Origin of the sequence: Kitasatospora humi, assembly GCF_020907985.1 — a bacterium.
In the GTDB taxonomy this organism is placed as follows: domain Bacteria; phylum Actinomycetota; class Actinomycetes; order Streptomycetales; family Streptomycetaceae; genus Kitasatospora; species Kitasatospora humi.
In genome coordinates this window covers 23239-40089 of the sequence record NZ_JAJJPA010000038.1, presented here as the reverse complement: position 1 = coordinate 40089, position 16851 = coordinate 23239, and the positions used below count along the sequence as shown (strand labels likewise).

Genomic DNA, 16851 nt, shown 5'->3' with positions numbered 1-16851 from the left:
CCGATGACGACCTCACAGCCGATGGGCACTCATCTGATGGACCTCGCCCTGCCGCACGCCGGCTCGCTGATCCAGTCGGTCGACTGGGTGGCGATCGCCCCGCCGCTGATCGCCGCCGTGGCCGCGCTGCTGGTGCTGCTCGCCGACCTGCTGCTGCCCGAGTCGGGCAAGCGGCTGCTCGGCCCGCTGACCGTGCTCGGCCTGCTGGGCTCGCTGGTGGCGCTGCTGCCGCTGACCGGGCGGACCAGGTCGACCTTCTGCTTCCCCGGCGCCGGCTGCTCGTACACGGCCGACCACTTCGCACTGGCCTTCCAGCTGCTGGCGCTCGGCGGTGCGCTGATCGCCGCGCTGCTCTCGCTCAGCACGGTGACCGACGACCGCCTGCCGGCCGGCGAGTACTGGTTCCTGCTGCTCAGCAGTGCGACCGGGGCGGCGCTGCTGCCCGCCGCCCGGGACCTGGCCACCCTGGTGGTGGCCCTGGAGGTGGTCTCGCTGCCGTCGTTCGCGCTGGTCGCGCTCAAGCGGGACGCCCGCGGCGGTGAGGCGGCGCTGAAGTTCTTCCTCTCCTCGGTCACCGCGACGGCCGTGATGCTGCTCGGCGTCGGCTTCCTCTACGCGGCCACCGGCAGCCTGCAGTTGGACGCGGTGGCGCACGGGCTGACCGTGCTGCCGGCCCAGCTGAAGCCGCTGGCCGAGGCCGGGGCGATGCTGGCGCTGGTGGGCTTCGCCTTCAAGGTGGCCGCGGTGCCGTTCCACTTCTGGGTGCCGGACACCTACGCGGGCGCCCCGATCCCGGTCGCGGGATACCTCTCGGTGGTCGGCAAGGCGGCCGGCTTCGCGGGGCTGGCGCTGGTCACCAGCATCGGCCTGCGGCCCTACGGCCACACCTGGGGCCTGCTGCTGGCGGTGCTGGCGGCGGTGACCATGACGGTCGGGAACACCGCGGCGCTGCGCCAGCGCTCCGACTCGGCGCAGGGCGCGGTGCGGCTGCTGGCCTGGTCCTCGGTGGCGCAGGCCGGCTACCTGCTGGTGCCGCTGGCGGCGGCCGGCTACGCGGGCACCCCGCACCCGCTGGGCGCCACCCTCGCGTACGCGCTGATCTACGGGCTGGTCAACCTGGGCGCCTTCGGTGTGGTCGGGCTGGTCGCCCGGACCAGTCCCGCCAACCGGCTCGACGACTACCGCGGCCTGTTCGCCCGGAACCGCTGGGCCGCGCTGGCGCTGGCCTTCTTCCTGCTCTGCCTGGCCGGGCTGCCGCCGGGCGTGGTGGGGCTGTTCGGCAAGGTGGTGGTCTTCCAGGCGGCAGTGAACGCCGGTCTGGGCTGGCTCGCGGTCATCATGGCCGTCAATGTGGTGATCGCCCTGTACTACTACCTGCTCTGGCTGGCGAAGCTCTTCACGCCGGGCGAGCAGGTGGCGCCGACCAGGGCGCCGGCGCCGCTGGCCGCCACCCTGGGCCTGGCCACGGCCGGCGCGGTGGTGCTGTCGGTCGCACCCCAGCTGGTGCTCCAAGTGGTGGGCGGCAGCCTGTTCTGATCTGCTCCGCCGCCCGCCAGGTGGCGGATGCTCTGCGTGCGATCCGGCCCCCCACATGCGAGGAAGGGAACCCGGGCCCCGATCTCCTCCGTTGTCGATGTGACCGAGGGATGAGACAGAGGGCTTCCCACCGCACCACTTGGAGGGGCTGCCGTGCACCGCCACCACAACGGACTCAGAACGGCCGTGCTGCTCGGCACCCTGTCGGCGCTGATCCTGGTGATCGGCAGCTTCTTCGGACGCAACGGGCTGCTGATCGGCCTGGCGGTGGCGCTCGCCACCAACGGCTACGCCTACTGGAACAGCGACAAGATGGCGCTGCGCGCCATGCGGGCCCGGCCGGTCAGCGAGATCGAGGCACCCGGCCTCTACCGGATCGTCCGCGAGCTCTCCACCTCCGCCCGGCAGCCGATGCCCCGGCTGTACATCTCGCCGACCCCCGCCCCGAACGCCTTCGCCACCGGCCGCAACCCCCGCAACGCGGCGGTCTGCTGCACCGACGGCATCCTGCGCCTGCTGGACGAGCGCGAACTGCGCGGGGTGATCGGCCACGAACTCAGCCACGTCTACAACCGCGACATCCTCATCTCGTCGGTGGCCGGAGCGCTGGCCTCGGTGATCATGTTCCTGGTGAACTTCGCCTGGCTGATCCCGTTCGGCCGCGACGAGCGGGACGAGGGGCCCGGCCTCTTCGGCATGCTGCTCATCATGATCCTGGGCCCGCTCGCCGCCTCCCTGATCCAACTGGCCGTCAGCCGGTCCCGGGAGTACCAGGCCGATGCCGACGGTGCCCGGATCACCGGCGACCCGCTGGCCCTGGCCAGCGCGCTGCGCAAGCTGGAGGTCGGCACCCAGCGGCTCCCGCTGCCGCCCGAGCCCCGGATCCAGACGGCCAGCCATATGATGATCGCCAGCCCGTTCCGCCCGGGAGAGGCCGGATCCCGCCTGTTCTCCACCCATCCCCCGATGCGCGAGCGGATCGATCGGCTGGAACGGATGGCCGGCCGCTGACTCCCAGGAGATCGACGTGTTCATCGTCACGCTGACCTACACCGCGCCGCTGGAGGCCGTCGACCAGCTGCTGCCCGAACACGTCGCATGGCTGGAGGAGCAGTACGCGGCGGGCACCCTGCTGGCCTCCGGCCGCCGGGTGCCGCGGACCGGCGGGGTGCTGCTGGCCCGCGCCGCCGACCGGGCCGCGCTGGACGAGGTGCTCGCCTCCGACCCCTTCCACCGGGCCCGGGTCGCCGAGTACCAGGTGGTGGAGTTCACCGCGAGCATGACCGCGCCGGGCCTGGAGGCGCTGCGCGAGCCCGCCGCCTGACCCACCCGGCCTCCGCCCCCCGGGCGCTCGCGGCCACGCCGCCCCGGGGGTGGGTGGGGGCTACCGCCGGTTGCCGTCCTCGGGCGGCAGCCAGCGCGCCGTGGCCTCGCTCGGGGCCAGCCGGTGCACCACCTCGGCCAGCTGGACGCAGGCCTGCTCGATCCGCTGGTAGGTGTTGCGCTGCTCGGCGATGATCGCGGCCAGCAGCAGCCCGGTCAGCGCCGCGCAGCCGTTGAGCAACTGGAGCACCACCATGTCGGCGACCAGTCCGTGGTGGCCGAAGGGTCCGGCGTGGTCGGTGGCCGCCGCGATGGCGAGCACCGAGACCAGCAGCACGCAGGGCGCCGCGCCGATCAGCTGGAACCGCAGCGCGGCCCAGATCAGGAACGGGAAGACCAGGAACAGCAGGTTCAGGGTGCTGGTCGTGGCGACGACGGTGACGGCGGCGGTGCCGGCCAGCAGCAGGGTCGGCTCCACCCAGTCCCACGGCCCCGGATCGGTGGGCAGCCGCACGGTGCGCAGGGCCAGCAGCAGCGGGGTGACCACCAGCACGCCCATCGCGTCGCCGGTCCAGTAGGCCGACCAGGTGGACCAGAAACCGGCGGCCGGCAGCGTGCCGTCGAACACCAGCGAAGCCGTGCCGATGGTGGAGCTGATCAGCATCGCGCCGAGCGCGCCCAGGAAGACCAGCGCCACCCCGTCGCGCAGCCGGTCCAGCTCGATCCGGAACCCGGCCCGGTGCAGCATCACGCAGGCGGCCACCGGGGCCAGGGTGTTGCCGGCCACGATGCCGAGCGACCCCAGGTGCGGCGGGCCGCTGGTGACGATCACCAGGAAGGCGCCCAGCGCCACGCCCGGCCACAGGCCGAGCCCGAACAGCAGCAGGCAGGTGACGGCGACCCCGGTCGGCGGCCAGAGCGGGGTGACCTTCGCCCCGGCGACCACCACCTGGAGCAGCAGGCCCAGTCGGCCGACGGCGAGGTAGACCGCGGCGACCGCGAGCAGGCGCGCGGCGGCCACGGCCGGCCGGCGGAGGTCGCGGTGGCGGAGCACGGTGGTCGGCGGCACAGCAGTCATCAGACTACGACCGGGCGGCGAAGGCGGGTGTGACACGCGCGGCCCGCGCGGCGCTGGTGCTAGTCGTCGTGGCCCTGGCCGTCCAGGGGCCCGTCGTCGTGGCGCAGCACCAGCACGGCGGCGTCGTCGGTGTGTCCGGTCAGGTCGGCCACCCGCAGCAGTTCGGTGGCCAGCTCGTCCGGTTCGGCCGTCACCCGCGACCGCAGCACGGCCGCCACCCGGTCCAGGCCCGCCTCGATCGGGAACGCCGGTCCCTCGATCACCCCGTCGGTGACCAGCGCGAGGACTCCGCTGCCGGCCAGCCGGTGATGGGTGACCGGGTACTTCTCGCCGGGCAGCACGCCGAGCGGCGGCCCGCCCTCGTCGGTGCAGTGGCCCCAGCGGCCGTCGGCGTTCGCCCAGACCGGCGGCACGTGCCCGGCCCGGGCGTGCGCCAGGTCCCGGCTGCCCGGGTCGTAGCGCAGGAAGCTGCAGGTGGCGAAGAGCCGGCTGCCCAGCGATATCAGCAGGTCATTGGCCCGGTCGAGGACCTCGCCCGGATCGGCGGCCATGGTCGCGACCGCCCGCAGGCCGACCCGGACCTGGCCCATGAAGGCCGCCGCCTCGACGTCGTGCCCCTGGACGTCGCCCAGCGAGAAGGCGACCGAGCCGTCCGGCAGCCGGAAGCCGTCGTACCAGTCGCCGCCGATGCTCAGGCCGTGCCGGGCCGGCGCGTAGCAGGCGGCCGCCCGCAGCCCGGGCAGCTGCGGCAGCGCGGACGGCAGCAGCTCCCGCTGCAACGCCTCGGCCAGCTCCACCCGGACCTGCTGCAGCTCGGCCTGCTCCAGCGCCTTCGCGGTGAGCCGGCCGAGCTCGGTCAGCAGGTCGTCGGCGCTCGGATGGTGGCTGGCGGGGCGGCGTCGGCTCATCGACCCTCCGACGGCGGGGCAGGGCGAGGTGGTCAGAGCCAGCGTATGTCGGCTGCCCGGGTGACGGCTGCTCGAACTGCCGTGCTCCCGCTCTTCCGGCGGCCCGCCTCGCGGCCCGCCGGTACCACGGCGGACGGTGGCAGTGCCCCGCTCCGGGGGAGGCGGCAGCCGGGGCGAGGAGCGGGTGGGCGCCCCGGCGGCGTCAGCGAGACGCCCTTACGCGCGTTCGGGCCACCCTGCCGGCGGGTGCGTGCGAGGCTTGAACCATGACGCTGATCAGATTCCTTCTGAACGTGTTGTGGTTGCTCCTGTGCGGGCTCTGGATGGCTCTGGGGTACGTCATCGCCGGCCTGATCTGTTGCGTGCTGTTGATCACCATTCCCTTCGGCATTGCCGCCTTCCGCATCGCCGGCTACGTGATCTGGCCGTTCGGGCGGACGACGGTGGTCCGGCCGGACGCGGGGGCCGGCTCGCTGATCGGAAACGTGATCTGGGTCATCGTCGCGGGCTGGTGGCTGGCGCTCGTGCACCTGGTGACCAGCATCCCGTTGTTCGTGTCGATCATCGGGATCCCGTTCGGCTGGGCGAACCTGAAGCTGATCCCCATCTCGCTGATGCCCCTGGGGCGCGAGGTGGTCCCGAGTGACGAGGGATTCGGTTACCGCTGACCCCTGAGCCGGCATGTCGGGTCGACATGCCAGGCATGCCAGGCGTTCCGGGCGTTCCAGGCGGACCAGGCGGGTGGACGCGGGGGCGCCGTCCGTGCGCGGGGAACATGATCGGCCGCGAGGGCGTCAGCACCGAGGACGGGGCCTTCGGCGCGCGCTGGGGTCCGGGGGTCAGGCCGTCGGCAGCGGCTGCGGAGGCGTCGGGCCGGTGTAGCGGGCGGCCGGACGGATGATCTTGGGGTCGGCTGCCTGCTCCAGGATGTTGGCGCTCCAGCCGATCGCCCGGGCGGCGGCGAAGGTCGGGGTGAACATCTCCCTGGGCAGACCGCACAGGTGCATCACCACGCCGGCGTAGAACTCGACGTTGGTGTGGAGTTCGCGGCCCGGCTTCAGCTCGGCCAGGATCGCCTCGACCCGGGCCTCCACCGCGACGGCGAAGTCGACCAGCTCGCCGCCGAACGACTCGGCGACCCCGCGCAGCATCCGGGAGCGCGGGTCCTCGGTGCGGTAGACCGGGTGGCCGAAACCCATGATCCGGTCGCCGGCCAGCACGTGCTCGCGGATCCAGCCGTCGATCCGGTCCGGGGTGCCGATCTCGTCCAGGGTGTCCAGTGCCCGGCTCGGCGCGCCGCCGTGCAGCGGGCCGGAGAGCGCGCCCAGACCGCCGACCAGGCAGGCCACCAGGTCGGCCCCGGTGGAGGCGATCACCCGGGCGGTGAAGGTGGAGGCGTTGAAGCCGTGGTCCACCGTGGAGATCAGGTAGCGCTCGATCGCCCGGGCCCTGGCCGGCTCCGGCTCCTCCCCGGTGAGCATGTAGAGGTAGTTGGCCGCGTAGCCGAGGTCGTCGCGCGGCTCCACCGGCTGCTCGCCGCGCTGCAGCCGGTGCAGCGCGGTCAGGATGGTGGGAACCAGCGCGGTGGCGAACAGCGCGTCCTCGATCCGCTGTTCGGGCGCGGTGTCGTAGAGCGGCCGGATACCGCGATCGGCGGCGGCGACCGAGAGCGCGGCGCCCAGGGCGGCGAGCGGGCCGCCGTGCGCGGTGCTCGCGGCCAGCGCGGGCAGCAGCGGGCGCAGCGCGTCGGGCAGGCGGCGCAGCCGTGCGGTGCGGGCCAGGAAGGCGGCGCGGCGGGCCCGGTCGGGCAGGTCGCCGAGCAGCATCAGGTGCCAGACGTCCTCCAGGGTGCGCTGCTCGGCGAGCTCGATCGCCGAGTACTGGCGGTAGTGGTAGAAGCCCTCCAGGCCGCGGACGTCGCTGAGTTCGGTCTCGGTGACCACGACGCCCTTGAGGCCGCGCGGAACCTCGATCTCGGTGGTGCTCGACATGGCGGCAGCCTTCCTCTTGGGTGCTCCGGTTGACGTTCTGTACTCTGCGAGCATTGATCCACGTTGTCAACGTTGATTGAGATCAATATGGAATACTGCGAGTCATCGTCAAGGCGCGGTGAGGAGGACGAGGGGTCCATGGCCGAGATCCGCAGCGAGCGGCTGACCACCCAGCAGGTCGCCGAGCAGCTCGGCGTCAAGGTGGAGACGGTGTACGCGTACGCCAGCCGCGGCCAGCTCAGCAGCGAGCGCGCCCCGGGCGGCAAGGGCAGCACCTTCGACGCCCGTGAGGTGGCCGAGCTGGCCGCGCGGGGGCGCCGCACCCCGGTGCGGCCGCCGGCCGGCGAACCGGTCACGGTGCGCACCGGGCTGACGCTGATCGAGAACGGCCGGCTCTACTACCGCGGCCGGGACGCCGTCGAGCTGGCCGCCCGGCACGGCTTCGAGGCGGGGATCGGCTGGCTCTGGGGCCTGGGTGCCGACGCCCCGGTGGCGCTGCGGGTGCCGCCCGCCACCGCCGGGGCGCTGGCCCGGGCCGCCGCCGCGCTGCCCGACGGGATCCGGCTGCCCGACCGGCTGCGGATCTCGGCCACCGTCGCCGCCGCGCTCGACCCGCTCCGCTTCGACCTGCGCGAGCAGACCGTGCTGGCGGCCGGGGCGGCGCTGATCGCCGGGATGGTGGAGGCACTGCCGCGCACCGGGCCCGATCCCGGGCCCGACGCGTCGCTGGCGGCGCGGCTGTGGAGCCGGCTGGCGTCCGCCGCGCCCGCGCCCGAGGCGGTGGCCTGCCTGGACCGCGCCCTGGTGCTGCTGCTGGACCACGAGCTGGCGGTGTCCACCGTGGCGGCCCGGGTGGCGGCCTCGGCACGCGCCCATCCGTACGCGGTGGTCTCCGCCGGGCTCGGCGCCACCGACGGCCCGCTGCACGGCGCGGCCAGCTCGCTGGCCCACCGGATGCTCGTCGAGGTGCTGGCGGGTGGCGCCGTGCCGGTGGTCTCCGACTACCTGCGCACCGGTCGGCCGATTCCCGGGCTCGGCCACCGGCTCTACCCGCAGGGCGATCCCCGGGCCGTGGCGCTGCTGGACGCGGTGGGCGGCCTGGCCGGCGGGCCACGGGTGGTGGCGGCGGTCGCCGAGGTGGAGGCGGCCGCGGGCCCGGCGGGCCGGCCGGCGTTGCGGGCCAACATCGACCTGGCGCTGGCCGCGATGGCACTTGCCGCCGACTTGCCGCCGGAGGCCGGCGAGGTGGTCTTCGCGGTGGCCAGGACCCCGGGCTGGCTGGCCCACGCGGTGGAGGAGTACCGCGAGGAGCCGCTGCGGATGCGAACCCGGGGCAGCTACACCGGGCCGCGTCCGCAGGCACCCTGACCGGGCCGGCGCTCGACGGCCTCGCGCAGCGTGCGGAACTCCCCGGCCAGCGCGTCCAGCGTGTAGTGCGCGTTCAGTCCGCTGGGATTGGGCAGCACCCACACCTCGGTGTCGCCCAGCCGCTCGGCCTGCCGTCCGATCACCGCCTTCGGCCGCCCGAAGGCGGTGCGGTAGGCGCCGATCCCGAGGACGGCCAGCACCCGCGGCCGCAGCGCGGCCACCCGCTCGCGCAGCGCCGCGCCCCCGGCGCGCAGTTCCGCACGGCTCAGCTCGTCCGCCTTGGCCGAGGTCCGGGCCACCACGTTGGTGATGCCCAGGCCCAGCGCCGGCAGCTGGTCCTGCTCGTGCGGGGCCAGCTGCCGCGGGGTGAAGCCGGAGCGGTGCAGCGCCGGCCAGAAGCGGTTGCCGGGCCGGGCGAAGTGGTGCCCGGTGGCGCCGGACCACAGGCCCGGGTTGATGCCGCAGAACAGCACCCGCAGCCCGGGGCCGGTCACATCGGGGATGGTGCGGCCCTGGGCTGCGGCGAGGTCGGCGGGCGTGGGGCGCGGCGGGGGAGTGGTCACCCGGCCAGTGTGCTACCCACCGGATCCGCCGGTTCCCCGAGGGCCACCTCGGCGGCCGGGCCCACCGCCCGGGCGTCCCCGGTGGCCGCGCGGCGGGCGGCCCGGCGGTCCATCAGCCGGCCCAGGCCCAGCACCACCACGGCCGCGTACGCCCAACCGAACAGGATGTCGATGACGAAGTGCTCGGCGCCGTAGACCAGGGTGAACGCCATCGCCGGCGGATAGAGCGCCAGCAGCACCCGCAGCTTGCGCCCGGCCGTGGGCCAGAAGAACAGCGCCAGCAGCATCGGGTAGGCGGCGTGCAGCGAGGGCATCGCGGCCACGTCGTTGTCGAACCGGCTGCCGTTCTCGAAGATCGAGCCCGCCCGGGGCAGGCCCGACTGGGTGAGGACGTCCGAGACCACGCGGGTCAGCTGCGGCAGGTGCCCGCTCTGCGCGGTCAGCCACGGCGGGTCGGCCGGGTAGAGCACATAGGTGGCGAAGGCCGCGAAGGTCAGGACCAGGTAGAGCGCGACCAGCCGGGTGAACCGGTCGTGCCGCCGCTTCCAGAGCGCCGCCATCACCAGGAAGACCGCGAAGAAGTGCGACATGTAGACGACCGTGCAGAGGTAGTCGTACCAGTGCGGGTGGCCCGGGGTGTACAGCCAGTGCTGGAGTCGGACGGACCACACCTGTCCGAAGCCGACCGCCTTGTCGAAGGCCAGCTGGGGCGCCCAGTGCACCGCCCAGGGGGTGTGCGCGCCGTAGCCGCGCAGCAGCGAGTACGCGTAGACCGCCGCCATCACCGGCACCCAGTCGCGCAGCACCTTCAGCCAGCGGAACCAGTGCCCGCTGTGCACGCCGGCGGCGGCCAGCGCACCCATCAGCCAGCAGAACACCAGGTCGTTCTGGTACGGCAGCCCGTACTGCTCGTAGCAGTACCAGAACAGCCAGAAGTACGTGGGCCAGGCCAGCCACCGCAGGTGTCTGGCGTACCGGAGCCGTCCCAGTAGCGCCGACGCCCGGGCACGGTGGTCGGGGGCAGGGTGTGCGGACTCGAGCAGGCTGGTCACCGGTGGCGTCCCCTTCGAGAGATGCAGGTGGGGCAAGCCGGGTCAACCTAGTGCCCTTTTTTTAATATTTACTGAGCATGCGCCATTCGCATCCGCAGGCTTTCGATCCCGCGCGCCTCCCCACGGCCGTCATGGCGCGGTAGCCTCCTCAGTGGGCACACACCGAACTCTCATGAACTCACAGCCGGCACGCAATGGGCCGCCGCCCCTTCAATGTGGCCTGACCACGTATTTGCTCGCTCTTTGCGTTCCGATGGCAGGGCCGTCGTGGGCTCAGCGCGGTTCGAGCAGCAGCCTGGCCAGCTCCGCCGGGGCGGTCAGCATCGCGTCATGTCCCGTGGCCAGCTCCACCTGCTCCCAGCCGAACTCCTCGGCCGTCGCGGCGAACGGCAGCCGGGCCGGCACACACAGGACCGCCCGGCACGGGATCGCGTCGACCGCGCCGGTGAGCCGGGTCGGCTCGCTGAAGGTGCGGCGCGGCTGCGGGGTCAGCAGCGGCTCCAGCCAGGCCGCCGTCGCCGGATCGGTCACCCCGACCGCGGCCGCCTTCGGCGCCCGCAGCACCTCGCCGTCGGTGGCGGCGTCCAGCCACTGCCGGAACCGTTCCGGGGCCCGGTCCTGGAACGACTCGCCGTCCCGCCCCGCCCAGGCGTCCACCATCACCAGTCGCCCCACCCGGTCCGGCATCCGGTCCGCGGCCTCGCGCACCACGAATCCGGCGTAGCTGTGGCCCACCAGCACCGCGTCCCGCAGCTCCTCGTACCGGAGCACCCCGCAGACGTCCGCCACGTGCGTGGCCAGCCCGGTCCGGGCCGACCGCAGGTGCGCCCGCTCGCCCAGCCCGGTCAGCGTCGGGGTGAACACCCGGTGCCCGGCCGCCCGCAGTCGATCGGCCACCTCCCGCCAGCACCAGCCGCCGTGCCACGCGCCGTGCACCAGAACGTACGTCGCCATCGCCTTCCCCTCCTGAACGGATCGAGGGCGGTGCCGGAGCCCCGGCCCGGCGCCGCCCTCCACATGATCGCTGGGGCTGCCGCCGGGGACATCCTCCGCCTGGGGGCACGGGGTCACGGGTGTGGTTCATGGGGCCACGGGGTTCAGGGCCTCAGGGGTGACGTCGGGGGGTCATGAGGCCTCGGAGAAGAGTCATGAAGCCTCGGAGAAGCGGTCGATGTTGAGCTCGACCCAGCTGCGCAGGTGGGCCAGCGGGACGCAGGCGTCCGCACCCAGGTCGGTGAGGCTGTACTCGACCCGGGGCGGCACCTCGGCGAAGACCTCGCGGTGGACCAGGCCGTAGTCCTCCAGGCGGCGCAGGGTCTGGGTGAGCACCTTGGGGCTCACCCCCTGGAGCCGGGTGCGCAGGGCGCCGAAGCGCTGCGGCCCGTCCTCCAGGGCACCCAGGGCCAGGGCGCTCCACTTGTTGGCCAGCAGGTCGAGCATGTCGCGGCAGGGGCAGGCCGCCGCGTAGACATCCTTGGGGTCGGTGCAGGAGGCGAGGCGTGCGGCGATCGTCGTCATGCGGTGATGGTACCCAATGGGTACCAATGGTCCTTGCGGGTAACTACTTCCCCCCTCGTACCGTCGCAGACGTGCCCGAACACCTCGGGCTGACCGACCGGAGAGCCTGGCGCCCCTCCGGGCCACTGATCCACCTCTCCGCGCACCCGCCCCCCGCAGGTCCATCTTCCGCACCGATCCGCATCGACCGCCTGAAAGGCAGGACCCACCATGAGTGGAACCCACGAGGGCACCATGCCCGCCGTCGCCTACCGCAGGAGCCTGCCGGTCGACGACCCCGAGAGCCTGGTCGACATCGAGCTCCCGGTCCCCGAGCCGGGCCCCCGCGATCTGCTGGTCCGGGTGGAGGCCGTCGCCGTCAATCCGGTGGACTACAAGGTTCGCCAGAACGCCGACCCGGCCGGCGAGCCGAGGGTGCTGGGCTGGGACGCGGCCGGCACCGTGGTCGCCGTCGGCGCAGGCGTGGAGCACTTCCAGATCGGCGACGACGTCTACTACGCCGGTGCGCTGGACCGGCCCGGCGCGAATTCCCGCTTCCACGCCGTCGACGAGCGCCTGGTGGGCCGCAAGCCCGCCTCCCTCTCGTTCACCGAGGCCGCCGCGCTCCCGCTGACCTCGCTCACCGCTTGGGAGGGCCTGTTCGACCGGCTCGGCCTGCGCACCGGCGCGCTGGAGCAGACCGGCACCCTGCTGGTGACCGGCGCGGCGGGGGGTGTCGGCTCCATCGCGACCCAACTGGCCCACGCCCTGACCAGCCTGACGGTGATCGGCACCGCATCCCGTCCGGAGACGGTCGGCTTCGCCCACGCGATGGGTGCCGACCACGTCATCGACCACCACAAGCCGCTGGTGCCGCAACTCGCCGAGGTCGCACCGGACGGCCTGGACCACGTCTTCAGCACCACCGCCACCGACCGGAACCTGGCGGCCTACGCCGAAGCGCTCAACCCCTTCGGCCGGATCGTCGCCATCGACGACTTCGACTCCCTGCCGATCGGCGTGCTCAAGCCGAAGAGCATCTCGTTCCACTGGGAGTTCATGTACACCCGCTCGATGTTCCAGACCCCCGACCAGGCCATGCAGCGCCACATCCTCACCCAGGTGGCCCGGCTCGTGGACGCCGGGATCCTCACGACCACCGCCACCACGGACCTCGGGCGGATCAACGCGGCCAACCTCCGCGAGGCCCACCGCCTCCAGGAGTCCGGCGCGGCCATCGGCAAGACCACCCTGACCGGCTTCTGAGGCCGGCCGCACGGCAGCGGCCCCGACCGGCGGCCGTCACCGCCTCGGGTTCCCGGCTGCGGGCTCAGGGCCGCGGGTTTCCGGCCTCGGGGTTCCTGCTCGCGGCTCCCGGTCTCCGGCCGCCCCCTGGCCACGGCTCCCGGCCTCCGGTCCCCTGGCCGCGGCTCTCGGCCTCCGGCCGCCCCGTGGCCACGGGCCTCCGGTCCCCTGGCCACGGCTCCCGGCCCCCGCCCTCACAGTCGGTCGTAGACGGCGGACAGCAACTGCAGCACCTCGGCGGCGCTGTCGAGGGCGGCGGCGTCGTAGTCGGCCAGGTCGGCGTGCAGGGCTTCGCTCAGTACCCGCTGGCGCTCGCGGTGCCGCGACCACCCGGCTTCGGTGAGGGCCACCTGCACGGACCGCTTGTCCTCGGGCGCGCGCTCGCGAGTGACGTAACCCGCTGCGACCAGCCCGTTGACCAGCTGGGTGGTGGCCGCGCCGGTGGTCTCGGTGCCCGCGGCGAGCCGGCTGATGGTCAGCGGTCCCTGCTCGGCCAGGGTGCGCAGTGCTCGGGCGTGCGTGAGGGACAGGGCCCCCGGGGTGCGGGTGGCGCGGCCGCGCAGCCGCGCGTCCGCGGCGCTGAGCCGGTAGGCGGCGCGGGCCAGGCGGTCGAGCGCCTGGGCGCGGTCCGGGGTGAGCGGCGGTTCGGTCATGTTCGGGCTCCTCCGATGGGTCGACTTGACACCAGATTATCCTAAGTACTTAATAGCTAAGTACTTATTCGAACCCTGCCCCCTTCAGACAGGAACCGCCATGACGATCCGTTCGACAGGTCAGAGCTGGGCCCTGGACATCGCCCTCGCCCAGGGCGGCTTCGACGCGCTGCACCCCGAGGCCGTCGGCACGATGGAGCAGCTCGGCCACGACCACACCGACTTCGCGAAGGTGTTCGCGCTCGTCAAGAGCGGTGCGATGCTGCCCAAGGCGTGGGCGACGGTGGCCTTCCAGGCCGAGCAGCGGGCCGCGCACCATGAGCACGGTGGATTCGCGCAGACCGCCGCCGACCTCTACCTGCGGGCCGCGGTGATGTGGGGCCGCGCCCAGTACTCGATCTTCGACGCGGCCGACCCGCGCAAGGCGGCCATGCGCGAGCACACCAACCACTGCGTGGCCCGCCTGGGCGCCCTGCGCGGAAACCGGGTGCGCCGGGTGGTGCTGGACTTCGAGGGCGGCGAGATCCACGCACTGCTGCACCTGCCTGCCGGCCGGGTCCAGGGCGCACCGGCCGTCATCCTCGGTCCCGGAATGGACATGATCAAGGAGGATTACATCTGGGCTGCCGAGCGCTACTACACCTCCCGCGGGACCGTGGCGCTGTCCATCGAGGGGCCGGGCCAGGGCGAGAGCCGGGCCGGCGGCCTCACCGTCGACCTCACCAACTACGAGCGGGCGATCGGCCGCTACCTCGACCACCTGACCGCGCTGCCGGAGGTCGACCCGGCCCGGATCGGCATGTTCGGCATCTCCATGAGCGGCTACTGGGGATCGCGAGCCGCCGCGAGCGACCGCCGCCTGGCCGCGCTGGCCGCTTTCGAGGCCGTCACCGGCGACTTCCGGACCATTTTCGAGCGTGCCCAGCCGACCTTCAAGAACAACTACATGTACATGGCCGGGTACACCGACGAGGCCGCCTTCGACCGGGACCTCGCCCAGCGGATGCCGCTCGGTGACCTGGTCGCCGACATCACCTGCCCGGTGCTGTACGGCATCGGCGAGTTCGACGAGCTGACCGACCTGGGCCAGGCGCTGGCGAACTTCGAGAAGGTCCGCGCGCCGAAGGAACTGCGGGTCTACGAGGACGAGTTCCACCCCCTCGGTGGCGTGGCGGCCGAGGCCTTCCGGTTCGGCGCCGAATGGCTGGAGCGAGCCCTCGCCGGCGAGTTCAGTGCCCCCGGCCGAGACGTGCGGCACTACGTGCACCGCGACGGGCGCACCACCGACCGCACCGCCGACCCCGCCTGGTGGCTCGGCGCCGCCCCGACGCACCTCGCCGACGTCCGGCGTGGCGCGCGGAGCCACTGACGGCGCCTTTGGCGCCAGCTCCAACGTCAACTTCCAGTCCCTCCAATGTGGAACCCCGCCTCAGTCCTTGGGTCCTGGTGGCCGGGGTTCCGCCGGGTGCTGCGTCGGATCCGATCCGGACCGAACTCTTGCTGTGGGGCCCTTCCCGTTGTCGTCCGGTTCTTCTAGCGTCATCGGCATGACGGGTCCGCAACTTCACGAACGGTGGCCCGAGTTGGCCGACTCGCTGCCGCACCTCGCGCTGGGGCGGGCACCGACGCCGGTGCGGCTGCTGGAAGGGCTCGGCGGCCGGTCGCCGGTGTGGGTGAAGGACGAGAGCGGCTACGGGGACGGCGGTTGGGGTGGGAACAAGGTCCGCAAGCTGGAGTGGCTGCTGCCCGAAGCCCGCCGTCGCCGCGCGCACACGATCCTCACCGTCGGCGGACTGGGGACGAACTGGGGCCTGGCAGTGGCGCTCTACGCCCGCGCTGAGGGGCTCGATGTCGCCCTCGGCCTGATCGACCATCCGATCGACGAGCACACCCGGGAGCAACTGCGACGGTTGCGGGCGTCCGGTGCCAGGCTGCACTTCCTGCACACCAAGGCCCGTCTGGTCCTCGCCGCGCCGTGGCTGATCGCCCGGCACACGCACGGCGGCCGCCTCCCGTACTACCTGCCGGCGGGCGGGTCCTCCCCGCTGGGGGCGCTCGGGTCCGTCGAGACGGCCCTCGAACTGGCGAGTCAGGTCTCCCGTGGGCTGCTGCCGGAGCCCGGCTGGATCGTGACGCCCGTCGGCTCGGGCGGTACGGCGGCCGGCCTGGCCCTGGGCCTGCGGCTGGCCGGTCTGCGCACACGAGTCCTGGGCGCCGTCGTCAACGACACGCTCCGTCTCGACAGCGCCGCACTCACCGCCCTGGCGGCGAAGTCCCTGGCGTTGCTGCGGGCGCGGGGTGCCCGGCTGCCGCAGGTCGGGCTCGGCGCGGACGACATCGTCGCGGAGCGCGGCTGGCTCGGCCCCGGCTACGCCCACCCCACCGCGCAGGGACGCGCGGCGCTCCAGCGCGCCGCCGGCCAGGCCGGTCTGCGGCTGGAACAGACGTACACGGCGAAGGCCTTCGCAGCGCTCCTGGACCTGGACGCGTCAGGCCGCCTGGGTGGCGAGCCGGTGCTGTTCCTCAACACCTTCGGGCCACGGTAAGCCGCCGGGCGGCTCGACGGCACGAGGAGGCCGGAACCACCAGGGCAGAACGACCCCCACCGCGAACCTCGTCCGCACCCCCCGGCATCCACACGGACGTCGCCGTCGCCTGGCAGCGACCCGCTGCCGGCGACCGGGGCGACCGTGCCGCCGAGCACAGCCGGCGGGCGAGGTCGACGTGACCCTGCTAAGGCCACTGAAACGCGCTGGCAGGGAGGGGGAAGCAACTGGGAAGCTGCCTTCATGACGGACAAGGCCGGTGGGGTGCAAGGGCAGTCGGTTCTCCCGGGAAAGTACGCGCGCGTCGAGCGGGAGCGACGGTTCCTCCTGGCGGAACCGCCGGCGCCGGCAGCGGTGACGGCCACCCGGGTGATCACCGACCGGTACCTGGTGGGAACGCGCCTGCGTCTGCGCCGCGCCGAGTTGCCGGACGGTGGCTGCGAGCTCAAGCTCACCCAGAAGGTTCCAGTCGCTCGGCCGGGCGCGATTCAGGGACTGATCACGAATACGTACTTGTCGCCGGCCGAGTACGAGCTGCTCGCCACACTGCCGGCCGCGGTGCTGTCCAAGACACGTCTCAGCCTGCCTACCTTGGGTGTTGACGTCTTCGACGGCCCTCTGCGGGGCCTGGTCCTAGCGGAGGGCGAGTTCACCACCGACGAGGAGGCCCAGTCCTTCGTGCCCCCTCCGGAGTGCGTGGCAGAGGTGACCGACGACGCCCGCTTCACCGGAGGGCGCCTTGTCCAGGCCTCTCGCCAGGACCTGCTCCGCTGGCTGGCCGAGTACGGACTCCGTCCAGCGACTCATTAGCGGACGAAGCCTCTCGCTCCCCGGGCAATCGGACAACTCCCGTACCCGACGCCACCGTTGCACCGGTGGTCGGACGAGTAGGACACGACGAGGGCGGCGATCGAACCACCTCCAGTGCGGGGCTCTCGCTGTGCTCGTGGCGTGGGGGAGGCCGGCGGAAGCCAGCCGGGGCAGGGCTTTCCACGCCACGTCCAAGGGGTGTTGCCGTTCCCCGAAGGCGC

The 16851-nt window shown here is 73.1% G+C and carries 17 protein-coding genes; 9 read left to right on the top strand and 8 right to left on the bottom strand.

The features are described 5' to 3' along the window. The first annotated feature begins 3 nt into the window (after window positions 1-3). The 3 genes from LN042_RS27455 to LN042_RS27445 all read left to right on the top strand — a co-directional run bounded on the left by LN042_RS27455 (window position 4) and on the right by LN042_RS27445 (window position 2860). Entirely contained in the window at window positions 4-1536 is a 1533-nt protein-coding gene (locus tag LN042_RS27455) for an NADH-quinone oxidoreductase subunit N (RefSeq protein ID WP_230054078.1), read from the top strand. Window positions 1537-1689: 153 nt separating this feature from the next. Beyond that, window positions 1690-2547, top strand: coding sequence for a zinc metalloprotease HtpX (htpX, locus tag LN042_RS27450; RefSeq protein ID WP_230054077.1), 858 nt, complete (start codon window positions 1690-1692; stop codon window positions 2545-2547). Between the two features lie 16 nt (window positions 2548-2563). Further along, window positions 2564-2860 carry a YciI family protein gene (locus LN042_RS27445; protein ID WP_230054076.1) on the top strand — a complete coding sequence of 99 codons (297 nt, stop codon included), beginning with the start codon at window positions 2564-2566 and terminating at the stop codon, window positions 2858-2860. 60 nt (window positions 2861-2920) lie between these two features. Here the strand turns inward: LN042_RS27445 and LN042_RS27440 are convergent, their stop codons facing one another. Beyond that, window positions 2921-3937 (bottom strand): MASE1 domain-containing protein, encoded by a 1017-nt coding sequence (locus LN042_RS27440; protein ID WP_230054075.1) that lies wholly within the window; start codon window positions 3935-3937, stop codon window positions 2921-2923. Between the two features lie 59 nt (window positions 3938-3996). Beyond that, window positions 3997-4845 (bottom strand): PP2C family protein-serine/threonine phosphatase, encoded by an 849-nt coding sequence (locus LN042_RS27435; protein WP_230054074.1) that lies wholly within the window; start codon window positions 4843-4845, stop codon window positions 3997-3999. Between the two features lie 266 nt (window positions 4846-5111). Here LN042_RS27435 and LN042_RS27430 point away from each other — a divergent pair, with 266 nt between their 5' ends. Then, window positions 5112-5513, top strand: coding sequence for a YccF domain-containing protein (locus LN042_RS27430; protein WP_230054073.1), 402 nt, complete (start codon window positions 5112-5114; stop codon window positions 5511-5513). Between the two features lie 171 nt (window positions 5514-5684). Here LN042_RS27430 and LN042_RS27425 read toward each other — a convergent pair whose 3' ends face one another. Continuing rightward, on the bottom strand, window positions 5685-6836 hold the full coding sequence (locus LN042_RS27425; protein ID WP_230054072.1) for a citrate synthase/methylcitrate synthase: 1152 nt from the start codon (window positions 6834-6836) through the stop codon (window positions 5685-5687). Window positions 6837-6974: 138 nt separating this feature from the next. Here LN042_RS27425 and LN042_RS27420 point away from each other — a divergent pair, with 138 nt between their 5' ends. Then, window positions 6975-8204: a citrate synthase gene (locus tag LN042_RS27420; RefSeq protein ID WP_230054071.1), complete on the top strand. Its 1230-nt coding sequence runs from the start codon at window positions 6975-6977 to the stop codon at window positions 8202-8204. Here LN042_RS27420 and mug read toward each other — a convergent pair. From mug to LN042_RS27400, 4 genes are all read right to left on the bottom strand, one after another. Next, window positions 8174-8767 carry a G/U mismatch-specific DNA glycosylase gene (gene mug / locus LN042_RS27415; RefSeq protein ID WP_230054070.1) on the bottom strand — a complete coding sequence of 198 codons (594 nt, stop codon included), beginning with the start codon at window positions 8765-8767 and terminating at the stop codon, window positions 8174-8176. The two genes, LN042_RS27420 and mug, sit on opposite strands and share 31 nt — an antisense overlap. Continuing rightward, window positions 8764-9819 carry a phosphatase PAP2 family protein gene (locus LN042_RS27410; protein WP_230054069.1) on the bottom strand — a complete coding sequence of 352 codons (1056 nt, stop codon included), beginning with the start codon at window positions 9817-9819 and terminating at the stop codon, window positions 8764-8766. The genes mug and LN042_RS27410 overlap by 4 nt, the downstream gene beginning before the upstream one ends. A gap of 273 nt (window positions 9820-10092) precedes the next feature. Further along, the gene (locus LN042_RS27405) at window positions 10093-10773 is read right to left on the bottom strand and encodes an alpha/beta fold hydrolase (protein ID WP_230054068.1); all 681 of its coding nucleotides are present in this window, start codon (window positions 10771-10773) and stop codon (window positions 10093-10095) included. A 192-nt stretch (window positions 10774-10965) separates the two neighbouring features. After that, on the bottom strand, window positions 10966-11337 hold the full coding sequence (locus tag LN042_RS27400) for a winged helix-turn-helix transcriptional regulator (RefSeq protein ID WP_230054067.1): 372 nt from the start codon (window positions 11335-11337) through the stop codon (window positions 10966-10968). Window positions 11338-11547: 210 nt separating this feature from the next. On the opposite strand from LN042_RS27400, the gene LN042_RS27395 reads away from it, so the two are divergent. Next, window positions 11548-12582 carry a zinc-binding alcohol dehydrogenase family protein gene (locus LN042_RS27395; protein WP_230054066.1) on the top strand — a complete coding sequence of 345 codons (1035 nt, stop codon included), beginning with the start codon at window positions 11548-11550 and terminating at the stop codon, window positions 12580-12582. A 233-nt stretch (window positions 12583-12815) separates the two neighbouring features. Here the strand turns inward: LN042_RS27395 and LN042_RS27390 are convergent, their stop codons facing one another. Next, window positions 12816-13274 carry a MarR family winged helix-turn-helix transcriptional regulator gene (locus LN042_RS27390; protein WP_230054065.1) on the bottom strand — a complete coding sequence of 153 codons (459 nt, stop codon included), beginning with the start codon at window positions 13272-13274 and terminating at the stop codon, window positions 12816-12818. Window positions 13275-13374: 100 nt separating this feature from the next. Here LN042_RS27390 and LN042_RS27385 point away from each other — a divergent pair, with 100 nt between their 5' ends. The 3 genes from LN042_RS27385 to LN042_RS27375 all read left to right on the top strand — a co-directional run bounded on the left by LN042_RS27385 (window position 13375) and on the right by LN042_RS27375 (window position 16630). Further along, the gene (locus LN042_RS27385) at window positions 13375-14643 is read left to right on the top strand and encodes an alpha/beta hydrolase (protein ID WP_230054064.1); all 1269 of its coding nucleotides are present in this window, start codon (window positions 13375-13377) and stop codon (window positions 14641-14643) included. Window positions 14644-14821: 178 nt separating this feature from the next. Then, window positions 14822-15820 carry a 1-aminocyclopropane-1-carboxylate deaminase/D-cysteine desulfhydrase gene (locus LN042_RS27380; protein ID WP_230054063.1) on the top strand — a complete coding sequence of 333 codons (999 nt, stop codon included), beginning with the start codon at window positions 14822-14824 and terminating at the stop codon, window positions 15818-15820. A gap of 243 nt (window positions 15821-16063) precedes the next feature. Further along, complete coding sequence (locus tag LN042_RS27375) at window positions 16064-16630, top strand: CYTH domain-containing protein (protein WP_230054062.1); 567 nt, start codon at window positions 16064-16066, stop codon at window positions 16628-16630. Window positions 16631-16851 lie beyond the last annotated feature (221 nt).